Raw genomic sequence first — 19,278 nt, forward strand, 5'->3', positions numbered from 1 at the left:
ACCACTAGACGAATGGGACGCAGTTGCTTGAGAAACTTGGTGGAGCCTAGCGGGATCGAACCGCTGACCTCAACACTGCCAGTGTTGCGCTCTCCCAGCTGAGCTAAGGCCCCGTCTCTCAAGAACGAGGCGTATCTTACTGACCAGCCTCGTTCTCGTCAATCATTCTCGCCAATACTTTTATCGCACTACCCGCAGCCCGTGAATGAGCGATCCATCTCGATGGCGTGATGCATGATCACGCCAGTCCATTACAGGTCGCGATATTCCTTTTCGAAGCGCTTGGCCGCTTTCTTCGAGACACCACCCAGCACCGCCACGGCGTGACGCAGACGTGCACGCGTCATGTCAGAGCCCAGAATGACCATCGCATCCATGACTGAGGTAGAAGTCGCGGAGCCTGTCACGGCGACGAAGACCGGTGCCAGGAAGTCCTTCATCTTGAGCTCGAAGTGAGTCGATAGCAGCTTCACTTCCGCCAGCAGATGTTCCTTGTCCCAGGTGGACAGGTTCTCGAGCTTCCAAGTCAGGAACTGCATCTGACGCACGAGATCTTCACCTTCCAGCTTGGACTTGACGAAGTCTTGTGGCGTGATGGCCGGCAAGCCAGAGAAGAAGTGACCGGCCAATGGAATCGCCTCGGACAGCGTCTCGATACGCGGCTTCACTTCCGGCAGAATCTGCTTGACGTAACTCTCATTGAACGCCCACTGACGCAGTTCGCTCAGCAGCTCGTCTTCCGTGAGATCACGAATGTACAGACCGTTGAGCCAGCTGAGCTTCTCGACATCAAATACCGGGCCGCCAAGGGAGACACGCTGGATATCGAAGTGCTCCTGCATTTCGCTCAACGTGAACTTTTCGCGCTCATCCGGCATGGACCAGCCAAGACGACCGAGGTAGTTGATCACGGCTGCCGGCAGATACCCCATGCGACGGTAGTAAAGAATAGACGTCGGATTCTTGCGCTTGGACAGCTTGGTCTTGTCCGGATTACGCAGCAGCGGCATGTGACACAGTTCCGGCATCTGCCAACCGAAGTACTCATACAGCAGCTGATGCTTGGGGGCGGAGTTGATCCACTCCTCACCGCGCATCACGTGGGTGATCTCCATCAGGTGATCATCCACCACGTTGGCCAGGTGGTAGGTCGGCATGCCGTCGGACTTGAGCAGAATCTGCGCATCCACCTGCGCCCATTCCACTTCAATCTCACCGCGCAGCATGTCCTTGACCACGCAGGTACCGGTTTCCGGCACATTCATGCGGATGACGAAGGGCGCGCCCGCCGCTTCACGTCGTGCGACCTCTTCTGCCGGCAAGGCGAGATCAGACGGCTTGAGCGCCATGTGCAGACCTTCGGCCTTGCGGGAGTCACGCAGCTCATCCAGCTCTTCGCTGGTGCGATAGCACTTGAAGGCGTGACCTGCGTCCAACAGCTGCTGGCAATGCTTGGCATAGATGTCGCCACGCTCACTCTGACGGTACGGGCCATGTGGGCCGCCGACATCCGGGCCTTCAGACCACTCGATACCCAACCAGCGCAGCGAGTCGAGGATCATCTGCTCGGACTCACCGGTGGAGCGCGTCTGGTCGGTATCTTCGATACGCAGAATGAACTCGCCGCCGTGCTGACGGGCAAAGCACTGGTTGAACAAGGCGATGTAGGCGGTGCCGACATGGGGATCGCCAGTCGGAGACGGCGCGATGCGCGTACGAACGGTCATGTGGAGTCCAGTAATTCAAGGAGAGAAACGGGAAATACGTTCCGATAGAACAACGGTACTGCCAAGGCAGTACGCACTGGGGGCATATTATACGCAAGGTGAAGATGTGCGACAGTGCGCCACCGTGTACCAATGTGCTCGCGGCGGTAAGCTTGGTCTCAAAGGCACTCTCTCAGCCCCGTATGACACTCGGCAGCCACTCTTGTTACCTAGCGCTGCACCCTGCGAATTTCCGTGCACAAATTCCTGCACACAAGTTCATGTGCTCAAGTTCATGTGCACGAATATCTCTGCCCCTGACCGGCAGGAGCCAGAATGACTCGAACCGCCACTTCTCCTGATACTGCCCCCGCACTGGCCACCGCTTCATTGCCAGAACAGACACCTCCTGATGACTTTGTGGCGCGCCGCTGGCTGGAAAGTCTGGCGCGCGCAGGTGGCCGCTGGCCGCAGCTCGCCATCCTGTGTGCCCTGCTCTCGACATTCGTGCTACTGGCGCAAGCGTGGGCCATCGCTCATCTGACGCAAGGTGTGGCGATCGACAGGGTCGGGCTGGAAGCGCTGTGGCCAGCGATCGCCGTGCTCGCCGCCAGTCTGTCATTGCGCGGAGCACTCAGCGGCCTGCGCGGCTATGCGGGCACTCGCGCCAGTCAGAGCATTCGCCGTCGACTGCGCGAGCGCCTGCTGGAGCGTTTCGCTGAGCTCGGCCCTCTCTGGGTGCGCCGTCAGCATCGTGCCAGCCTTGCCAATCGTGTCTGGGATCAAGTCGAATCCCTGCACAGCTATTACGCCGATTTCCGGCCGCAGACGCGCTTGGCAGGCCTGATACCGCTATTGCTGCTGCTGGTGGTCTTCCCGCTCAACTGGGCGGCAGGTCTGATTCTGGCCGTCACTGCCCCACTGGTGCCGATCTTCATGATTCTGGTCGGTATCGCGGCCCGCAAGCGCTCCGAGGAGCAATTTCAGGAGATGGACCGCATGGGTCGCCACTTCATGGATCTGCTCACCGGCCTCAAGACATTGAAGCTGTTCGGCGCCGCGCGACGCGGCCCACAGGTCGAAGCGGTCAGCCACGCCTTCCGCAAGCGCACCATGCGGGTATTGCGCCTCGCCTTCCTGTCCTCGACGGTGTTGGAGTTCTTCACGGCGGTATCGATTGCGCTGCTGGCGGTCTATCTGGGCTTCCACTTCCTCGGCCACTTGCAGTTCGGCACCTGGGGCGATTCGCCGCTTGATCTGGAAACGGCGTTGTTCATTCTGGTGTTGGCCCCCGAGTTCTATCAGCCACTGCGCGAGCTTGGCGTGCACTATCACGCCAAGGCCGAGGCAGAAGCGGCGGCGACGGATCTCGCGCCCATCCTGGGCAACTCGCCACTCGCGGATCGGGAGAACACTGAGATCGACGGCACTGTCGCGGCAACCCATCAGGAGACGAGCGTCGCCTCAAGCCATCTTGGCCTGCAACACCTGACGCTGGAAGACATCGCCGTGCGCTACCCGAGCCAGTATCCTGATAGCACTCCCGCACTCGGCCCGCTGTCGCTGCACATCAACGCCGGAGAGCACATCGCCATTACCGGGGCTTCCGGCTCGGGCAAGTCGACGCTACTCAATCTGCTGCTGGGGTTCGTCAGCGCCAGTGATGGCCTGCTGTATCTCAATGGCCATCCGCTCAGTCATGGCTTGCCTGCCGGCATGATCACCTGGGTCGGGCAGGACACCGTCATCCTGTCAGGGACGCTGGCTGACAATCTACGCATCGCACATCCGCACGCCAGTGATAGCGCGCTGGAAGCGGCACTCAACAATGCCGATCTATTGTCTTGGCTGCACAGTCTGCCTGCCGGTCTGGCAACGCGTCTGGGCGAAGGCGGCCAGCCTCTATCAGGCGGTCAGGCACGTCGTCTCTCACTGGCGCGCGCCTTCCTGCACGATGCACCGTTGGTTCTGTTGGATGAGCCGACCGCCAGTCTCGATGCCGAGAGCGAAGCGCGTGTCATCGCAGCACTCCAACGACTGGGCGAGAACCGTACCCTGTTACTGCTGACCCATCGTCCGGAACTACTCTCGCTATGTCAGCGCCGGATTCGACTGGAGGAGGGGAGGTTGGCCGAAGACTGTCCCCTGAGCGATGCCCCGACACGAGGTGAGTCATGAATCCATCACCAGACAATAGCGGAGCGGAGACCCACGCAGATGCTCGCCCCGCATTGCGTGAGCTACGCCCTTACCTTGCACTGATGCGCGAGCATCGTGGCTGGCTAGGCGTCGGCGCGCTACTCGCGCTGATCACCCTGCTGGCCGCCACCGGCTTGCTCGCGCTCTCCGGCTGGTTCCTGTCGGCCACTGCGGTCGCAGGCCTCAGCGTTGCGGCGACACAGGCCTTCAATTTCTTCACGCCGGCCGCGGGCGTGCGCGGCCTGGCACTGGCACGCACCGCCGGGCGTTACGGTGAACGCCTCACCACACACGAAGGCACGCTACGTCTGCTGGCCAGTCTGCGTCGGCGCCTGTTCGAGGCCATCGAACCGCTATCACCGGCCGCGCTGCAACACGCTGGGCAAGGAGAGCTGATGACGCGTCTGGGTGCGGATGTCGATGCGCTCGACAGCCTCTATGTGCGCGTCTTGATCCCCTCGCTGGTCGCACTGTGTGCCGTATTGGCGGCGGGAACGCTGATTGGCATCTTTGCACCGCTACTGGCAGCGGTCGCGATCATCGGACTGACACTGACCGGCGGACTGGTGCCCTGGCTTGCCTGGTGGCGCGGCAGCGGTGACGCCATGCGCCATCAGGCGTCTGCCAGCCAGCTGCGAGCGCGCCTACTGGAACGCCTGCATGGCCTGGGTGAGCTGGTCATCTATGGCCGCTGGGCAAGTGAGCTGAGCGGACTAGCCGAGCAACAAGCCACGCGAGACCACATCGAGCTGGCGCAGGCACGACGTCAGGCATTCGCCAACTGGCTGAGCCACACACTGCTCGGCCTGACACTGGCCGCCATCGCGTTGCTCGGCGTGATGCAAATGTCTCCCTCAGCCAGTGCCGTGACAGCGGGTGAATCTGCCCTCGACGGACGCCTGCTGGCACTGTTTCTGCTCGCGGTGCTGGGCGCTTTCGAGGCGCTCGCTCCGTTGCCACTTGCCTGGCAAGGGCTGGGCCGCTGCCTGTCGGCGGCGTCGCGCCTCAATCGCGTGCAAGCCAATACGCCAGCGCCACAATTTCCTGTCGGGCAGAGCGTACAGACACCTGACGGGCATGACCTTGCACTCCAACAGCTCAGCGTTCGCCACGGCGAGACTACGGTACTCGACAGTGTCTCGCTGTCCCTCGCCTCAGGCGAGCATCTGGCGCTGCTCGGACCCTCCGGCAGCGGCAAGAGCACCCTGCTGGATGTGCTGAGTCGTTTTCATGCCCCGGCATCCGGCAGCATCACACTCGGCGGCGTCCCGCTGGAATCGCTGGAAGAAAGCACCTTGCGCGCAAGCTTTGCCGTTTGCCCGCAGGACACGCATCTGTTCTGTGCCAGCTTCGCCGACAATCTACGCCTGGCCGATCCTACGGCCAGCGACGCCACCTTGACCGCGCTGCTCGAAAGCCTCGGCCTTGGGGAGTGGTTGGCTCGACAGCCGAAAGGTCTTGCCAGCTTCCCTGATGAAGGGGGGCGTTCGCTGTCCGGTGGGCAGCTCAGACGCTTTGGGGTAGCGCGTGCGCTGCTTTCTCCCGCCCCTATCGTGCTACTGGATGAGCCGTGCGAAGGACTGGACCGCGCCAGCGCCGAGCAAGTAATGACGGCGATTCTCGCCGCCTGTGATGGGCGCAGCCTGATCATGATTACCCATCAACCGCTGGGGCTTGAACGCTTTGCGCGTCTGGCACTGCTGGAAGAAGGCCACTTGAAAGAGGATGCCACGCCGACCACGTTGACGGCAGACTCTCGATTGGCGCGCCTGATGGCACGTGCCTAACCCCCTTCCTTGCGTCACAGGAGCCCAGGCATGGCGACGACAGAACTGGCGACAGCGTCAACAACAGACAACAGCGCGCGTGAAGACCAGCCGTTAGCACAGGATGTTTTCGCGCGTCTGCCTGCGGGCTTCAGCGCACTGGTGATCGGTGCCAGCGGCGGTATCGGGCAGGCGATGGTAGAGGAACTACTGGCACACTCGCGTTGCGCGCGCGTGCTGGCGGTAGGCCGCGACACATCACGCCTGCCACGTCATCCTGCGCTGATGACATTGGACGTCGACCTCACCACCGATGACGGCATGGCGGCGCTTGGCAAGTGGTTGGCAGCAACGCTGGATGATGAGCAGCAACAGGGGCAGCCACCTGCCCTGACGCTCAATGCGATGGGCCTGCTACACGATGAAGAGAGCGAGCTGTGGCCAGAAAAGCGGCTGGAAGATCTCGACATGTCAGCGCTGATACGCGTGCATCAAGTCAATGCCTTCGTGCCAGCGCTGTTGTTGAGCCTGCTCGCACCACGCCTGCGCCGCCGGACGCCGCTGATCTTCGCATCGTTATCGGCCCGTGTCGGCTCGATTTCCGACAACCGCAGCGGTGGCTGGTATGCCTATCGCGCCAGCAAGGCCAGTCACAACATGCTGCTGCACACCGCTGCCATCGAGATCGCCCGGCGCAATCCCGAGGCCTTGTTGGTAGCGCTGCATCCGGGCACGACCGACACCGGACTTTCCGCGCCCTTTCAGGCACGCGTACCAACCGGAAAGTTGTTCAGCGCAGGTTTCGTGGCACGGCGTCTACTGACGGTCGCCGGTGAGCTGTCGCCAGAGGTTAGTGGCGGTTTCCATGACTGGGCCGGCAAGCCAATCGCGTGGTAATTACACTGATGGGCCCCTTTGATGGGCCCCTTTAGCGCTAGAGCTGAAGATGCTCGCGGAACCAGTCAGTGATGAAATCGAGATAGATACGCGTCTTGTCAGGCAGGTACTTGCGCGAGCGAAACAGCACCACCATCGAGCCGTGCTCATTCCAGTAGGGCTGCAGCAGCGGTACCAGTTCGCCGCTCGCAACGGCAGAGCGAGCAGCAAAGGTCGGCAGATAAGCCAATCCGAAACCAGCCTTGGCGGCTTCCACCACGCCGAGCAGGTTGTTGATCACCAGCCGCGATTCCGGCTCGACATCGAAAGGCTGACCATTGAGCGTGAAACGCCAGTGCGCGCCCAGGTCATAGTTGCCGTAGAAGATGGTATCAAAGGCGCGAATGTCCTGCGGCTGTACCGGCGGTGCATTGACGCGCGCCAGATAATCCGGTGCGGCAAACAGTCCGTAGACCACCTTGCACAGCGGCCGCGACACCATCGAAGAATCCGGTAACGGCCCCATGCGAATCGCCAGATCAACCGATTCATCAATCGGCTCGAAACGCTGATCCTCGAGCAGAATCTCGACACTGACATCAGGATAGCGGCGCATGAAGGCCGTCGTTGGTTCGGCCAGATACATGAAGCCAAACGACACCTGCGCCGACACCTTCAGCTGACCCATCGGCTGCGAAGTGACTGACTGCACTCGCGCTTCAGCGGACTCCAGCTCCTCACGGATGCGCAGACCGTGCTCGTAATAAATCCGCCCCGCTTCGGTGAGGTGCAGCTTGCGAGTGGAGCGGTTGATCAGACTCACACCCAATTCCGCCTCCAGCGCCGCGACTCGCTTGGAGGCCAGCGACTTGGAAATCCCCAGTCGTCGTGCCGCCGCCGTAAAACTGGACACGCGCACTACCTCAACAAATACACGCAAGGCATCAAGAGTTGCCATTCAATCTCCATCACCGAATTCAGAATTATCATGGGCACTTAGCGAATGGGCGTGTCGCACGGACATCAATGCCACAAGTTTCCATATTGGAAACCCTAGTTTTCGATTGTACGCGCTTATTCTCCAAAGCGAAGACCTCTATAATGAGGCCTCGAACATGCGGGAGCAGGTATGTCGCGGCATCGATTACCTGCTTCCGGACTAAACCGTGGATGACCTGACCTGCGTGGCGCAGTCAGGTCGTTCAGGTTCGCGCTCAGGTAGTTGCACTGCTCATCCCACCGGGTCTCGGTGACTGGCCAGCATGGCGACGCCCCCACGCGCGGTTTCGCTGTCGGCCCATCCCGGGCCTCGGTGGCGATCTTCAGTGTTGTAATGCACGTTTATTGCGCGTCTGGCGGTCACTCGACTCCAGGCGCTTTTTTATACGCCACCGTTTTATGCGTCACCCTAGCCCATCGTGATCATCTCGTGCCTACAGCCACTTCTTCCACTTGAAGAACAGATAGGTCGACAGCGCAGACGCTGCCATCAAGACCAGCGCAAAGGGATAGCCCCAGTCTTTATCCAACTCCGGCATCCACTGGAAGTTCATCCCGTAAATACTGGCGATCAGTGTCGGCGGCATGAAGACGACGGCCGCGACCGAGAAGATCTTGATGATGCGACTCTGATCGAGATTGGTGAAACCGATCGAGGCATCGAGCAGGAAGTTGACCTTCTCGAAGATGAAGGTGGTGTGCGGATTGAGTGAGTCGATATCGCGCAGCATGTCGCGAATCTCCTGCCGACGACCCTTGTGGCGCGGTGAAGCTGGCAGATGGCGCGTCAGCTGACGCAGCAGACGCTGACTGTCGAGCAATGACTGGCGCACCTTGTCGTTATAGCGCTCCTGCAACAGGATGCCATGCAACGTGTCTTCCAGTGCTTGCGGCCGCACAGCCTGCTGACCCAGCACTTCCAGCGCACGGTAGATGTCCTCCACCTCATCCGCCAGGTAGTCGACCTTCATTGCCAGCAGCGCCAATAGCACTTCCCAACCATCTTCAGGACTCAAGCGCTGGCGACGCAGATGATTGCGGAACAACCGCAACAGGCCGATATCTTCATAGCGCATGCTGATCAGCTGGCGACCGTGTAAATGGAAGGCGATATTGACGGTCTTCGGCTCGCGCCCGCGACGATGCGGAAACAACGACACCAGATGAATTCCATCGCCAGCCAGATAGAAGCGCGATGAGGATTCAATCTCTTCAATCTCCTCAAGCTCAGGCAACGCAACGGTGAACTGCTCGCTTACCCAGGCTTGCTCCTGCTCATCAGGCTGACAGAGGTCAATCCACAGCACATCGCTGCGCACCAGTATTGGCGGTGCCAAGTCATCATTGAGCAACTGCGTCGCATGCAACTCACTGGCTTCTTCATGGCTATCAGCAAGCCGCGGGGCAGTGCTTACCTGCCCGGCCTCTCGCTCAGGCAGCACAATGTGCTCTCCCCGCAGGCGGCCATCGTCGTGGAGGCGATAAAGCGTAATCATGATGGCATCCTGTATAAAAAGCAGACGGAAAGACCGAACTGGCATGAAAGCGTATCGACAGGCAGTCGCTGTCAGCTCACGCATACGATGAGGCCATTCTAAACGAGAAGTATGCGAATACGGATGCGCTGGACGAATGAACGTGGCGCGCGAAAAGCGCACACGAAAAAGGCGACTCAAAGAGTCGCCCAAAGACCGTGACTAGCTTGATGAGGAGAAACCTGAACAGGGGCCTGACTCCGCTGTTCTGGCTACCGCATTCCATGGCGGGAAGCGATGAATTGAGAGTATGCCTTCCCTGTCGAGCCGTCAATACTAATGAGAAATATTTTCATTAGCATTGACGTAGCGTTTACCTGTTTACCAGCGCTGGCCTCTCTCGGCAGGCTGACGTATCATGCCGCCACAGAATATCAGGGTCGTGACTGGCCTGATGAGATACCCGCCACGGACCTGACATCCAACTTTGGCGGGGCACGAAGCATCACTCAGCAATGATGTCTTAACGCAGTACGAGACATTGTTGGTGGACGGTGCTTCCAGACGCCTCCTTCGCTTACGCGTGGGAGGCGTCTTTTTTATGTGCATAAAAAAACGGCCCCCAATGGGAGCCGCTAGCAAGGACCGTAAATAGTCTGATGAGAAGCCTCCCGGAAAGGGGCCTGACTCCGCTGACCGGGACACCGCTACCCATGGCGGGGAAGCGATGACCCCAGAGTAGGACGCGTCGCCACGCTCGTCAATACTAATGAGAAATATTTTCATTAACATCAATGACGCAGATCAAGTCTTGCCTCTTTCAGATACTCAGGCGCTTATCACGCCGGTTCTCAGCCCTGCTTGTGCCATTCGAAGTTCTTGAACGGCGCATCGATCGGCGTGTTGGCCAGGTGATTGGTGTAGTTGCTCATCACCTTTTGGGACAGACCCAGAATCACTTCCAACACATTGCGCTTGGTGTAGCCAGCATCGAGGAAGGTTTGCACGGTGGCATCTTCGACGAAGCCGCGTTCACGCACGACGGCCAATGTAAACGTCCGCAGGGCTTCCAGACGCTCGGTCGGCAGCGGAGTCTCGTTACGCAGCGCTTCAGTGATGGCGTCATCAACCTTCATGGCCTTGGCGATGCCGGTGTGTGCCGGTACGCAATAGTGGCAGTTGTGCTCGACGTTGATGGTCTGCCACACAACGGTGGTTTCTTCATCATCGAAGCTGCTGTCGAGGAATAGCTGATGCAGCACCTGATAGCCTTCCAGCAGGCCCGGCGCTTCAGCCATCACGGCGTGCAGGCCCGGAATCATGCCGAATTCCTTGACGGAATTGTCGAGCAGCGGCTTGCTATCCTGCGGGGCGTTGTCAGCGGTATACAGTGTGAAATCAGTCATGGTGACTCCTTCTTATGTAAACAGTCGGCGCTATGCAGTTGGCAAATGCGCCACGGAATAATGCTGTCATGATCAGGTCACGCTTCAGCCATTCAAGCTTCAGTCGCTGAAAATTCAGTGCCTGCGGTGAGCAGAAATGTCATGTGAAACCGTACTCTCGACGTAGCAACCAGATGAATCGTCGATATATTTGAGCATTCACTCATTTTAATTGCTGAATTTGCCGCATCACCGTGTGGTCAAGGAGTACACTAACTGGATTTGAGCGCTCATTCAAGTTAAAATTGAGTATTCACTCAATACCTTCTCGAACGAGTAATGTACAGACCTCTCATCCACCAGCACGGTTGATGAGACACTCGCCGAGCCTAAACGTTCAGGACTGCCATGCCACGCGCCACCTTGCACAACCGTCAGGACTCTCTCGACCGAGCGCTGAATCTCTTCTGGCAGAAGGGCTTTCATGCCACCTCGCTGAAAGACATCGAGCGCACGCTGGATATGCGTCCCGGCAGCATCTACGCCGCGTTTGGCAGCAAGGATGGTCTCTTCCAGGAAGCGCTGGATTGTTACGCCACCCGTAGCCTGCGTGAGATGGAAATCATCATGGCCAGCCACGACTCGCCACTGGATGCCCTCGCGGCCTATATCCGTCAACTCGGCTGTCTGCGTGATAAAGAAGTGCCCTCGCGCGCCTGCATGCTCGCCAAGAGCCTGCTGGAACTCGGTGAGCGAGAACAGGCCGCACGCGACAAGGTCGAGACACTGCTCGCCGGCATGGAAGCCCGCTTCCGCCAGGCCTTCGCCGATGCCCGCGACGCCGGTGAACTCGTCGACCCCGAGCGCCCCGCTCACCAGCCGGAACGCCTCGGCCGCCGCCTGCAAGCCGAAGTCATGGGCCTGCGCGCCTACGCCCAACGTGAAGGCGACAGTGAGATCGTGCATCAACTTGCCGAAGACATCGCCCAGGATATTGAAGCGCTGAAGGTACACAACACTGGCGCGCATTGATCACAGCTTTGCTATGTCGTTTGAGACAGCATCGCAACCGTAGTACATAATCAAGCCTGTTGAGACGCTTGCTGGAACGGCATATAGCGCTGGGCCGCCTCACTCAACCCGATGATCCCAGCTCATCAGTTGCAAAATTTCTCGCTGTATGGCGATATGATATAATTTGATGTAGTGTTAACTGCACAATGTTCTGTCAGCTTGGGTGAGAAAAACTCCTTGCTTCTCAGCGACAATCAGTGCTAAGCCCCACAGATGGAGGGAATAAAATGATTGCAAATATCACTTATTGTGCAACCAAGCGAGTCATGGATGAGAATGATGGCTACTAACAGTTGGTAGTGGTTACTCTCATAATTGCCCCCCCCAAAAACATAAAAAAGGCGCATTCAGCGCCTTTTTTGGCATTTAGACAAAAGGTTCAGCAGATGACAGAACCCGCACACGTGGTTTGGACAATGCCTGAAATCGTTCGTACCACCGTGATGGTCTTAGCTGTTCTTGTTGCCGTGATTTCTGTGGTTAGCGCGAGGAACACTGCTAAAAAGAAACAAACAGCTGATCTGTTGTTTGCTATCCGATCCGATGACCGACTTATCGAAGCGTCAAGGACGCTGAAAGAGCTCCATCACTCCAATAACAACATCCGTTTGTGGGCGGACCCCGACCGTGTTTGCAAAACTGACGAGCAGGAAGCACAAATACAAAATATTAGGTACATCTTGAACCATTACGAAAGGCTCAGCGTAGGTCTTCAAGCAGGCATATACCACGAAGACATGCTTAAGAAGTCACAATTTACAATTATAACAAGAACTTATGAATGGGCAAAGCCATTCATGGAAGGCGTCAGAGACAAGACAAACAGCCCCACTGCTTTCCAAGAATTTGAATGGCTAGCTAATCGATGGAGTAAGAAAAAATTGAACGCTAGAAAGACATCTTGATGCCATTCTTGAGCAATAACCGTATCAAGCGGCGCCTCACCTTCCGCGCCGAGGCTAGAGAGCTTGAGACGGCATCCCACCTCACAAGCTGCTAGAATCGCTGTCCTCTTTCATCCCCTGCTCCCTCAACAGCCGATATGACTGCCATGCCGATGACACCGATTGACCGCACCTTCTCCGTTGCGCCGATGATGGAATGGACGACCCGTGACTACCGCGCCTTCGCGCGCGTGTTGAGCCGTCGTACGCTGCTGTATACGGAGATGGTGACCACCGGGGCATTGCTGTTCAATCCAGACAGCGAGCGCTTTCTCGGCCATGACGAGACGGAGCATCCGCTGGCGTTGCAGCTGGGTGGCAGTGACCCGCAGGCGTTGGCGGAGTGCGCGGCGATGGCGGAGAGCTGGGGCTATGACGAGGTAAACCTGAATGTGGGCTGCCCGAGTGATCGCGTGCAGAACAACATGATCGGTGCTTGTCTGATGGAGCATCCAGAGCTGGTCGCCAAGTGCGTGAAGGAAATGCAGGCGCAGGTGAAGATTCCAGTGACGGTGAAGTGCCGCATCGGCATCGACGATCAGGATGAGGATGCCGATCTCGAGCGCTTTATCACTACCGTTGCCGATGCTGGCTGCGACACCTTCAGCGTGCATGCCCGCAAGGCATGGTTGCAGGGGCTGTCACCGAAGGAGAATCGTGATGTGCCGCCGCTGAACTATGGGCGCGTGCATCGTCTGAAGCAGGCGCATCCGTCACTGCATATCGGTATCAATGGCGGCCTGAAGTTGATGGGCGAGCTGCATGAGCAGCTTCAGCATGTTGACAGCGTGATGGTCGGTCGCGAGGCGTATCACAATCCCTGGCTGCTGGCGACAGTGGATAGCGAGCTGTATGGCGAGGCCAAGAACCCGCACACCAGCCGTCATGATGCGCTGCGGGCCTTCCGCCCCTATATCGAGAAGCGTCTCGCTGAGGGCGTGCGTCTCAACCACATCAGCCGTCACCTGTTGGGACTCTTCCAGGGGCAGCCGGGCGGACGCCAGTTCCGTCGTCATGTATCAGAGAATGCCCACAAGCCCGGTGCGGGTATTGAAGTGATTGACGCTGCCATGGCCCGCGTACCGGAGCACAGCGAGCAGACCGAAAAAGCGAGCGCCTGAGAGGCAAGACAACGTACCTCTTTCGCCATTCGTCATGCTCATTTTGGCAATAGGCAATATCCCGACACCCAGCCCCGTGCTGGGTGTCGGCGTTTTAACACGACGATATGCCGCCCTGCCTCAAGACCTTCCCTCTTTTCCCTTCCGCTGGCGAACGTGGCTTCCTCGTTAGACTTTTGAGCGATAACAGATATACGCAACACACCATTCGCACATCAACACCAGTAACTACTATTAAAACAAGGACATGCATGACTTTTGTGTGATTGTCTGACAAACGTAATCAAAGGCAAAATACTGAGCATCGCTCCATAACACGTCGATGTCGTCGTACTGGCCCACGCAGTCCGCCAGTACGAGACTTGCCATACAACAACGCCATGACCGCCCAGCGTACTCTTGTACGCGGGTAAGTTGAGGCACGCTATTCCTGCTGACACTCCTCTGAGGTTCCATGTCCAAATCGTCATCTGCTGATGCCAACAGCCGCGAGCTGTTCGGGCATCCAGCCGGACTCTACCTGCTGTTTTCCACTGAATTGTGGGAACGCTTCTCTTACTACGCCATGCGCGCCCTGCTGGTGCTCTATCTCACGGATACCGTCACCAGTGGCGGACTCGGATGGAGCCAGGGCGAGGCCTTGCAGCTGTATGGCATCTTCACGGGACTGGTCTTCATCACGCCGATATTCGGTGACGCGCTGGCTGACAACTGGCTGGGGGCGCGTCGTGCAATCTTGATCGGCGGACTGATCATGGCGGCAGGTCAATTCGTACTGGCCGTGCCGCCAGCCATGAGCGGACTCGACGCCGAAATGCTGCTCTATGTGGGTCTTGGGCTGCTGGTCATCGGCAATGGGCTGTTCAAGCCCAACATCTCGACGATGGTCGGCGGACTCTACCCACAGGGCGATCATCGCCGCGACGGCGCCTTCACCATCTTCTACATGGGCATCAATATCGGGGCACTGATTTCCGGTATCGTCGCGGGTTCGATGGCTGAGGGCTATGGCTGGAATGCTGGCTTCCTGGTCGCCGGTATCGGCATGCTGCTGGCGGTGGCGATTCAGCTTATCTTCGCACCACGTCATCTGGGCGATCTCGGCGTAGAGCCGATCGCCAGACGTGAAGCGCGCCTGAGCAAGGGCGCGACATCCAGGACACCGCTGACCCGAGAAGAGCGAGACCGCATCAAGGTCATCATGGTGCTGGGCTTGTTCACCATCCTGTTCTGGGCCGGTTTCGAGCAGGGCGGTGGCCTGATGGCACTCTACGCACAGGATTACACCGACCGCATTCTGATGGGCTTTGAAGTCCCGGCGGCCTGGTTCCAGTCGCTCAATCCGCTGTTCATCATCATCCTGTCGCCACTGCTTGCCGGGCTCTGGTCACGCATGAAAGACCGCGAGCCCAGCTCGCCGGTCAAGTTCGCCTTCGGATTGATCTTCCTGGGCGTCGGCTTCGTCTGCATGATCGGTGCTGTGCTGGAACAGCAGACCGCCGGCAGTGCCTCGATGATGTGGCTGGTGGGAGCCTTCTTCTTCCATACGCTGGGTGAGCTGTGTCTGTCACCGGTGGGCCTGTCGATGGTCACCAAGCTGTCACCGGTGCGCATGGGCGCGTTGATGATGGGTGCCTGGTTCGCCTTCATCGCACTGGCCAATTATCTGGCGGGGATGATCGGCTCATTGGTTGGCGAAGCCGGTGCCATGAGTGTCTTCGGCGGCATCGCCATCACAGGCGTGCTGGGCGGCCTGCTGCTGCTCATCTTCGCGGGCAAGCTGGTGGACTGGATGCATGGTGCCGAATCAAGGCATGCGCCCCTCAATACACAGCTCAACGAGGGCTGAGCACATCCTTGCACTACCAGAACGGCATGCCAGAAAGACAAAAGCCCCGCTCAGTGAGCGGGGCTTTTTATTTGCCACTGGGCCGTTAGATCGAATCAGGCACGAATAACTGCTGGAAATTATCCACTGCGTTCTCGGCGTCATCAATCGCATGGAAACGTGCCACGTGATAGAGCGCCTCACCCTCATTGGCCAGCGGCAGATTGGCCATACCGATGATAATACCGTCGGCGGGCGATAGCACTTCGCTCTCGCTGTTGCCGAAGGGGTCGGCCACAATCCCCAGCACCTGGCCCTTCTCGACACGGTCGCCCAGTCCCACGCGACTCTGCACGATGCCATCGGTAGAGGCACGTGCCCAGCTGGAACCGTTGGACATCTCTACCGCACGTTTGGTGGTGCTGCGATCACGGTCCTTGGCCAGCATGCCGATGGCGCGCATCACGCGCTTCACACCACTGACACCGGGCCGAATCGCCCACTCATCGAAGCGTAGCGCTTCGCCGGCCTCATAGGTGATGACAGGGACACCGCGCTCGCTGGCGTAGGCACGCAGGCTGCCCTCGCGCAGCTCGGCATTCAGCAGTACTGGTGCCCCGAAGGCATCCGCCATTTCACGTGTGGCGTCATTGCCCTTCATGGTGGCGCGAATCTGCGGCAGGTTGGTACGGTGAATCGCCCCCGTATGCAGATCGATGATGTGGGTGGCCTGATCGGCTATCTGCTCGCGAAATAGCGCTGCTACACGCGACCCCAGTGAACCGCTCTCGCTGCCGGGGAAGCAGCGATTTAGGTCACGGCGGTCTGGCAGATAACGGGTGTGCTGCACGAAGCCGAAGATATTGACGATGGGTACCGCAATCAGCGTGCCACGCAGTCGAGACAGGCTGGTGCTTCTCAGCAGACGGCGCACTATCTCGACGCCATTGATCTCATCACCGTGAATCGCGCCACACACCAGCAACACCGGGCCGGGCTGGCGACCATGCACCACCTCGACCGGAATATGCAGCGGTGCATGCGTGTATAGCTTGGCTACCGGCACATCGACCTGTGCCCGTGTCCCCGGTGCGATCCGGGCACCACTGATTTCAAACGGAGCGCGTGACATCGCCACCTCATGACCAGGCTCTTTGCAGAGCAAACGACAGGAAAATCATAACTACCCAACTACAGACTACCGATGCGGCGCTTGGAGCATCTCACCAAGCCGTGCAGCAGGCGTCAGGAATTACTGCCTATCATGCCTGCACGGCAGGCCAGGCGAAATGCCTACATCAGCATGCGCCTTTTAGCGCATTGATGCTGTCAGGGAAAGACTTCTTTGTGCTCAGCGGGGATGATGCGCGCCAGCTTTTGTTGAACAATACCTGACAGAAACAATGGACTGGCATCTGCTTCAGCCATATCCCCTCGACATTCAACCGCCTTTCTCCAACACGAGACGCCTGTGACCGATCTTCTCGATTCTCTGCTGAATCTGCCCGATTACTCCACGATGGCGTGGGTACTTATCATTGCCGCCACCTATCTGACCGGTATTTCCAAGGGCGGTTTCGCCGGTGGGTTCGGCTCGTTATCGGTACCGCTGATGGCACTGGCGATCGGCCCGCTAGAGGCAGCGGGCCTGTTGCTGCCACTGCTGCTGGTGATGGATGCATTGAGCATCAAGGCGTGGTGGGGCAAGCAGCTGTGGTCGGAATTACGCCTGATCCTGCCCGGCGCAGCGATAGGCATCGCCTGCGGCACCCTGCTGTTCGGTGAGCTGAACGAGAACATGATTCGCGGCCTGTTGGGCATCATCTCGCTATTGTTTGCCGCCTACATGCTATTCAAGCCGACCACGCAACGCCCACTGCCGCAATGGCTGGCATTGCCAGCTGGCACCGCTGCCGGTTTCACCAGTTTCTTCGCACATGCCGGCGCACCGCCTTACAACCTGTACATGATTCCCCGTCAGCATCCCAAGGCAGCGTTCATCGCCACTACCGTAGTCGCCTTCGGCGGTATCAATTTGATGAAGCTGGGACCGTATCTGGCCCTCGGCGAGATCAACGTCACCAGCTTCTCGGCCTCACTGCTACTGGTACCCGTCGCCTGGGCCGGCGTGAAAAGCGGCCTGTGGTTGCAGTCACGCGTCAACGAGACACTGTTCTTCCGCCTGATCATCATTGCGATGGCCATTGTGGGCGTGCAGTTGCTCTACAAGGCGTGGGGCTAACCCGCTAGCCAGACGACTTGCCCAGACCTTTGTGAACACCTCGGAGTCTTACCATGCCGCACCGCATCAGCTACTACCACGCCCATCTCTACTATGACGACGAGCAGGGGCTGGCCGCGGCTCAAGCACTTGCTGCCAATGCTGAGCAACACTTCACGCTACGCGTCGGCCGCTTCCATGAGAAACCTGTCGGTCCGCACCCGCTGTGGAGCTGTCAGTTGTCGTTTGCCGCAGAAGACTTTGCCGATATCGTACCGTGGCTGGCGCTGAATCGCGGCGCGCTGGATATCTTCGTACATGTCGGCACCGACGATGATCTGTTCGACCACACCCAAGGCGTGATGTGGCTAGGCAATTCTCACCCCCTCAATCTGGCCACCTTCGACGCCGCCTGATAGATACGCATTCATGCGGGTGCCCACCACGCGGTAAGATGACTCGAACAAGAAGCTTCATCACCTGGCTGTCAAAGGATATGCACCATGACACGACTGCGCCGCACGAACTCACGCACTGTTTCACGCACAGCCTCACGCACTGCTCTGCTTGGTGTGATCGCCTCGGGACTGCTGCTGGCGGGCTGCGATGACAATGAGGTCGGTGATGTCTCGCTGGGCCTGTTCACCACCAAGGACATCAAGATCGAGAGCCTGATCGACCCCCAGGTACCGGGCGTCACCTGCCACCTGAGCAATATCGAGGCGAACCTCGACTTCTCCGATCCTTCCGACATGAGTATCGCTTGCCGTCAGACCGGCCCGATCACCGCCGAGATGATCGCCGATATCGACACTTCCAAGAGTGGCGAAGAGGTCTACCGCAAGTCGAAGAGCATTCTGCTCAAGAGCCTCAAGATTCGCCGGATTCTCGATCGCAACTCCCAGAGCCTGCTCTATATCGCCTACAGCACCAAGGAAACCAGTGGCAGCTTCAAGCACGCTCTCAGCAGCGTTCCGCTGTGGGGCAGCGATGCCTGGCAGGCACCTGCTGCACGCTGAACGAAGGCAGGGAGGGATGATCAAGGCACATGCGACAGACCTTGAAGTTGTGACGCTCTGCTCCAAGGTCATGGGTAACGGCCGCTAGCCGGATTCTCATTCGAATAGCGCAAGGAGTGACCTACGATGTCGAGCCAAGAGCATAAGCAAAAGGTCTGGAAGCTGATCAAGGATGTGAAAGTCGGCATGCTGGTTACGCAGGATGATAGCGTGCCACGTGCCCGCCCGATGCATCTGGTGCAGGACGAATACGATGGCACCCTGTGGTTCTTCACGCGGGCCAGTGCCGAAAAAGTATTCGAAACCAAACAGGACAGCGAGGTTTGTCTGAGCTTCTCGGATCAGGGCAATGGCACTTACGTCTCACTGTCGGGCCATGCCAATCTGCACCGCGACCAAGGCTTGATCGACAAGTATTGGAATCCGTTTGTGGCGGCCTGGTTCCCCGAAGGCAAGGATGACCCTGATGTCACCCTGCTGGAGATCAAGGTTCAATTTGGCGAGTACTGGAAGGCCAAGGACAGCAAGGCGTACCAGCTTTACGAGATCGCGCGTGCCAACCTCGACAAGCACCACACGCCAGACATGGGCGAAAACGAGAAATTCGGTAACGGCTGAGCACTGCTCACTGATTGAGTATTCATATGCCAGCCAGATACGACAAC

General features: G+C 58.5%; 16 protein-coding genes and 1 tRNA gene. 11 read left to right on the forward strand and 6 right to left on the reverse strand.

The annotated features are described in order from the left end of the window. Positions 1-37 precede the first annotated feature (37 nt). Positions 38-113: transfer RNA gene (locus BF12_RS0108505), tRNA-Ala, on the reverse strand. A gap of 138 nt (positions 114-251) precedes the next feature. Then, positions 252-1,727, reverse strand: a complete 1,476-nt coding sequence (gene gltX, locus BF12_RS0108510) for a glutamate--tRNA ligase (RefSeq protein ID WP_024951905.1) — start codon at positions 1,725-1,727, stop codon at positions 252-254. Between the two features lie 315 nt (positions 1,728-2,042). Here gltX and cydD point away from each other — a divergent pair, with 315 nt between their 5' ends. Genes cydD through BF12_RS0108525 form a run of 3 tightly spaced genes read left to right on the forward strand, consistent with a single transcriptional unit; the run spans position 2,043 to position 6,568 of the window. Next, positions 2,043-3,884, forward strand: a complete 1,842-nt coding sequence (gene cydD, locus BF12_RS0108515) for a thiol reductant ABC exporter subunit CydD (protein WP_024951906.1) — start codon at positions 2,043-2,045, stop codon at positions 3,882-3,884. Then, entirely contained in the window at positions 3,881-5,692 is a 1,812-nt protein-coding gene (cydC, locus tag BF12_RS0108520) for a thiol reductant ABC exporter subunit CydC (protein WP_051510860.1), read from the forward strand. Before cydD ends, cydC begins: the two co-directional genes overlap by 4 nt. Before the next feature lie 30 nt (positions 5,693-5,722). Beyond that, the gene (locus BF12_RS0108525) at positions 5,723-6,568 is read left to right on the forward strand and encodes an SDR family NAD(P)-dependent oxidoreductase (RefSeq protein WP_024951908.1); all 846 of its coding nucleotides are present in this window, start codon (positions 5,723-5,725) and stop codon (positions 6,566-6,568) included. Between the two features lie 37 nt (positions 6,569-6,605). Here BF12_RS0108525 and BF12_RS0108530 read toward each other — a convergent pair whose 3' ends face one another. From BF12_RS0108530 to BF12_RS0108540, 3 genes are all read right to left on the reverse strand, one after another. Then, positions 6,606-7,505, reverse strand: coding sequence for a LysR family transcriptional regulator (locus BF12_RS0108530; protein ID WP_024951909.1), 900 nt, complete (start codon positions 7,503-7,505; stop codon positions 6,606-6,608). A gap of 475 nt (positions 7,506-7,980) precedes the next feature. After that, positions 7,981-9,042 (reverse strand): magnesium/cobalt transporter CorA, encoded by a 1,062-nt coding sequence (gene corA / locus BF12_RS0108535; RefSeq protein ID WP_024951910.1) that lies wholly within the window; start codon positions 9,040-9,042, stop codon positions 7,981-7,983. An 830-nt stretch (positions 9,043-9,872) separates the two neighbouring features. Further along, positions 9,873-10,427 (reverse strand): carboxymuconolactone decarboxylase family protein, encoded by a 555-nt coding sequence (locus BF12_RS0108540; protein ID WP_024951911.1) that lies wholly within the window; start codon positions 10,425-10,427, stop codon positions 9,873-9,875. Between the two features lie 387 nt (positions 10,428-10,814). On the opposite strand from BF12_RS0108540, the gene BF12_RS0108545 reads away from it, so the two are divergent. The 4 genes from BF12_RS0108545 to BF12_RS0108565 all read left to right on the forward strand — a co-directional run bounded on the left by BF12_RS0108545 (position 10,815) and on the right by BF12_RS0108565 (position 15,394). Further along, complete coding sequence (locus BF12_RS0108545) at positions 10,815-11,438, forward strand: TetR/AcrR family transcriptional regulator (protein WP_024951912.1); 624 nt, start codon at positions 10,815-10,817, stop codon at positions 11,436-11,438. Positions 11,439-11,866: 428 nt separating this feature from the next. Continuing rightward, the gene (locus BF12_RS0108550) at positions 11,867-12,385 is read left to right on the forward strand and encodes a DUF4760 domain-containing protein (protein ID WP_024951913.1); all 519 of its coding nucleotides are present in this window, start codon (positions 11,867-11,869) and stop codon (positions 12,383-12,385) included. A 137-nt stretch (positions 12,386-12,522) separates the two neighbouring features. Continuing rightward, positions 12,523-13,545, forward strand: coding sequence for a tRNA dihydrouridine(20/20a) synthase DusA (gene dusA, locus BF12_RS0108555; RefSeq protein WP_024951914.1), 1,023 nt, complete (start codon positions 12,523-12,525; stop codon positions 13,543-13,545). Between the two features lie 454 nt (positions 13,546-13,999). Continuing rightward, on the forward strand, positions 14,000-15,394 hold the full coding sequence (locus BF12_RS0108565; RefSeq protein ID WP_024951915.1) for a peptide MFS transporter: 1,395 nt from the start codon (positions 14,000-14,002) through the stop codon (positions 15,392-15,394). Between the two features lie 85 nt (positions 15,395-15,479). On the opposite strand, the gene BF12_RS0108570 is transcribed toward BF12_RS0108565, so the two are convergent. Further along, complete coding sequence (locus BF12_RS0108570) at positions 15,480-16,505, reverse strand: succinylglutamate desuccinylase/aspartoacylase family protein (RefSeq protein ID WP_024951916.1); 1,026 nt, start codon at positions 16,503-16,505, stop codon at positions 15,480-15,482. Positions 16,506-16,892: 387 nt separating this feature from the next. On the opposite strand from BF12_RS0108570, the gene BF12_RS0108580 reads away from it, so the two are divergent. The 4 genes from BF12_RS0108580 to BF12_RS0108595 all read left to right on the forward strand — a co-directional run bounded on the left by BF12_RS0108580 (position 16,893) and on the right by BF12_RS0108595 (position 19,231). Further along, positions 16,893-17,615: a sulfite exporter TauE/SafE family protein gene (locus tag BF12_RS0108580; protein WP_035159673.1), complete on the forward strand. Its 723-nt coding sequence runs from the start codon at positions 16,893-16,895 to the stop codon at positions 17,613-17,615. A 53-nt stretch (positions 17,616-17,668) separates the two neighbouring features. Beyond that, on the forward strand, positions 17,669-18,010 hold the full coding sequence (locus BF12_RS0108585) for a DOPA 4,5-dioxygenase family protein (RefSeq protein WP_024951918.1): 342 nt from the start codon (positions 17,669-17,671) through the stop codon (positions 18,008-18,010). 87 nt (positions 18,011-18,097) lie between these two features. Continuing rightward, positions 18,098-18,613, forward strand: a complete 516-nt coding sequence (locus tag BF12_RS0108590; protein WP_024951919.1) for a CreA family protein — start codon at positions 18,098-18,100, stop codon at positions 18,611-18,613. 126 nt (positions 18,614-18,739) lie between these two features. Continuing rightward, positions 18,740-19,231, forward strand: a complete 492-nt coding sequence (locus BF12_RS0108595; RefSeq protein ID WP_024951920.1) for a pyridoxamine 5'-phosphate oxidase family protein — start codon at positions 18,740-18,742, stop codon at positions 19,229-19,231. Positions 19,232-19,278 lie beyond the last annotated feature (47 nt).

The organism is Cobetia crustatorum, assembly GCF_000591415.1.
In the GTDB taxonomy this organism is placed as follows: domain Bacteria; phylum Pseudomonadota; class Gammaproteobacteria; order Pseudomonadales; family Halomonadaceae; genus Cobetia; species Cobetia crustatorum.

Bases quoted from the DNA above. Each gene is read 5' to 3' on its own strand.
- BF12_RS0108570 (WP_024951916.1), bottom strand. From the start codon at position 16,505: ATGTCACGCGCTCCGTTTGAAATCAGTGGTGCCCGGATCGCACCGGGG.
- BF12_RS0108540 (WP_024951911.1), bottom strand. From the start codon at position 10,427: ATGACTGATTTCACACTGTATACCGCTGACAACGCCCCGCAGGATAGC.
- BF12_RS0108525 (WP_024951908.1), top strand. From the start codon at position 5,723: ATGGCGACGACAGAACTGGCGACAGCGTCAACAACAGACAACAGCGCG.
- BF12_RS0108545 (WP_024951912.1), top strand. From the start codon at position 10,815: ATGCCACGCGCCACCTTGCACAACCGTCAGGACTCTCTCGACCGAGCG.
- BF12_RS0108595 (WP_024951920.1), top strand. From the start codon at position 18,740: ATGTCGAGCCAAGAGCATAAGCAAAAGGTCTGGAAGCTGATCAAGGAT.
- cydC (WP_051510860.1), top strand. From the start codon at position 3,881: ATGAATCCATCACCAGACAATAGCGGAGCGGAGACCCACGCAGATGCT.
- BF12_RS0108585 (WP_024951918.1), top strand. From the start codon at position 17,669: ATGCCGCACCGCATCAGCTACTACCACGCCCATCTCTACTATGACGAC.
- corA (WP_024951910.1), bottom strand. From the start codon at position 9,042: ATGATTACGCTTTATCGCCTCCACGACGATGGCCGCCTGCGGGGAGAG.
- BF12_RS0108580 (WP_035159673.1), top strand. From the start codon at position 16,893: ATGGCGTGGGTACTTATCATTGCCGCCACCTATCTGACCGGTATTTCC.
- BF12_RS0108530 (WP_024951909.1), bottom strand. From the start codon at position 7,505: ATGGCAACTCTTGATGCCTTGCGTGTATTTGTTGAGGTAGTGCGCGTG.
- dusA (WP_024951914.1), top strand. From the start codon at position 12,523: ATGACTGCCATGCCGATGACACCGATTGACCGCACCTTCTCCGTTGCG.
- gltX (WP_024951905.1), bottom strand. From the start codon at position 1,727: ATGACCGTTCGTACGCGCATCGCGCCGTCTCCGACTGGCGATCCCCAT.
- BF12_RS0108550 (WP_024951913.1), top strand. From the start codon at position 11,867: ATGACAGAACCCGCACACGTGGTTTGGACAATGCCTGAAATCGTTCGT.
- cydD (WP_024951906.1), top strand. From the start codon at position 2,043: ATGACTCGAACCGCCACTTCTCCTGATACTGCCCCCGCACTGGCCACC.
- BF12_RS0108565 (WP_024951915.1), top strand. From the start codon at position 14,000: ATGTCCAAATCGTCATCTGCTGATGCCAACAGCCGCGAGCTGTTCGGG.
- BF12_RS0108590 (WP_024951919.1), top strand. From the start codon at position 18,098: ATGACACGACTGCGCCGCACGAACTCACGCACTGTTTCACGCACAGCC.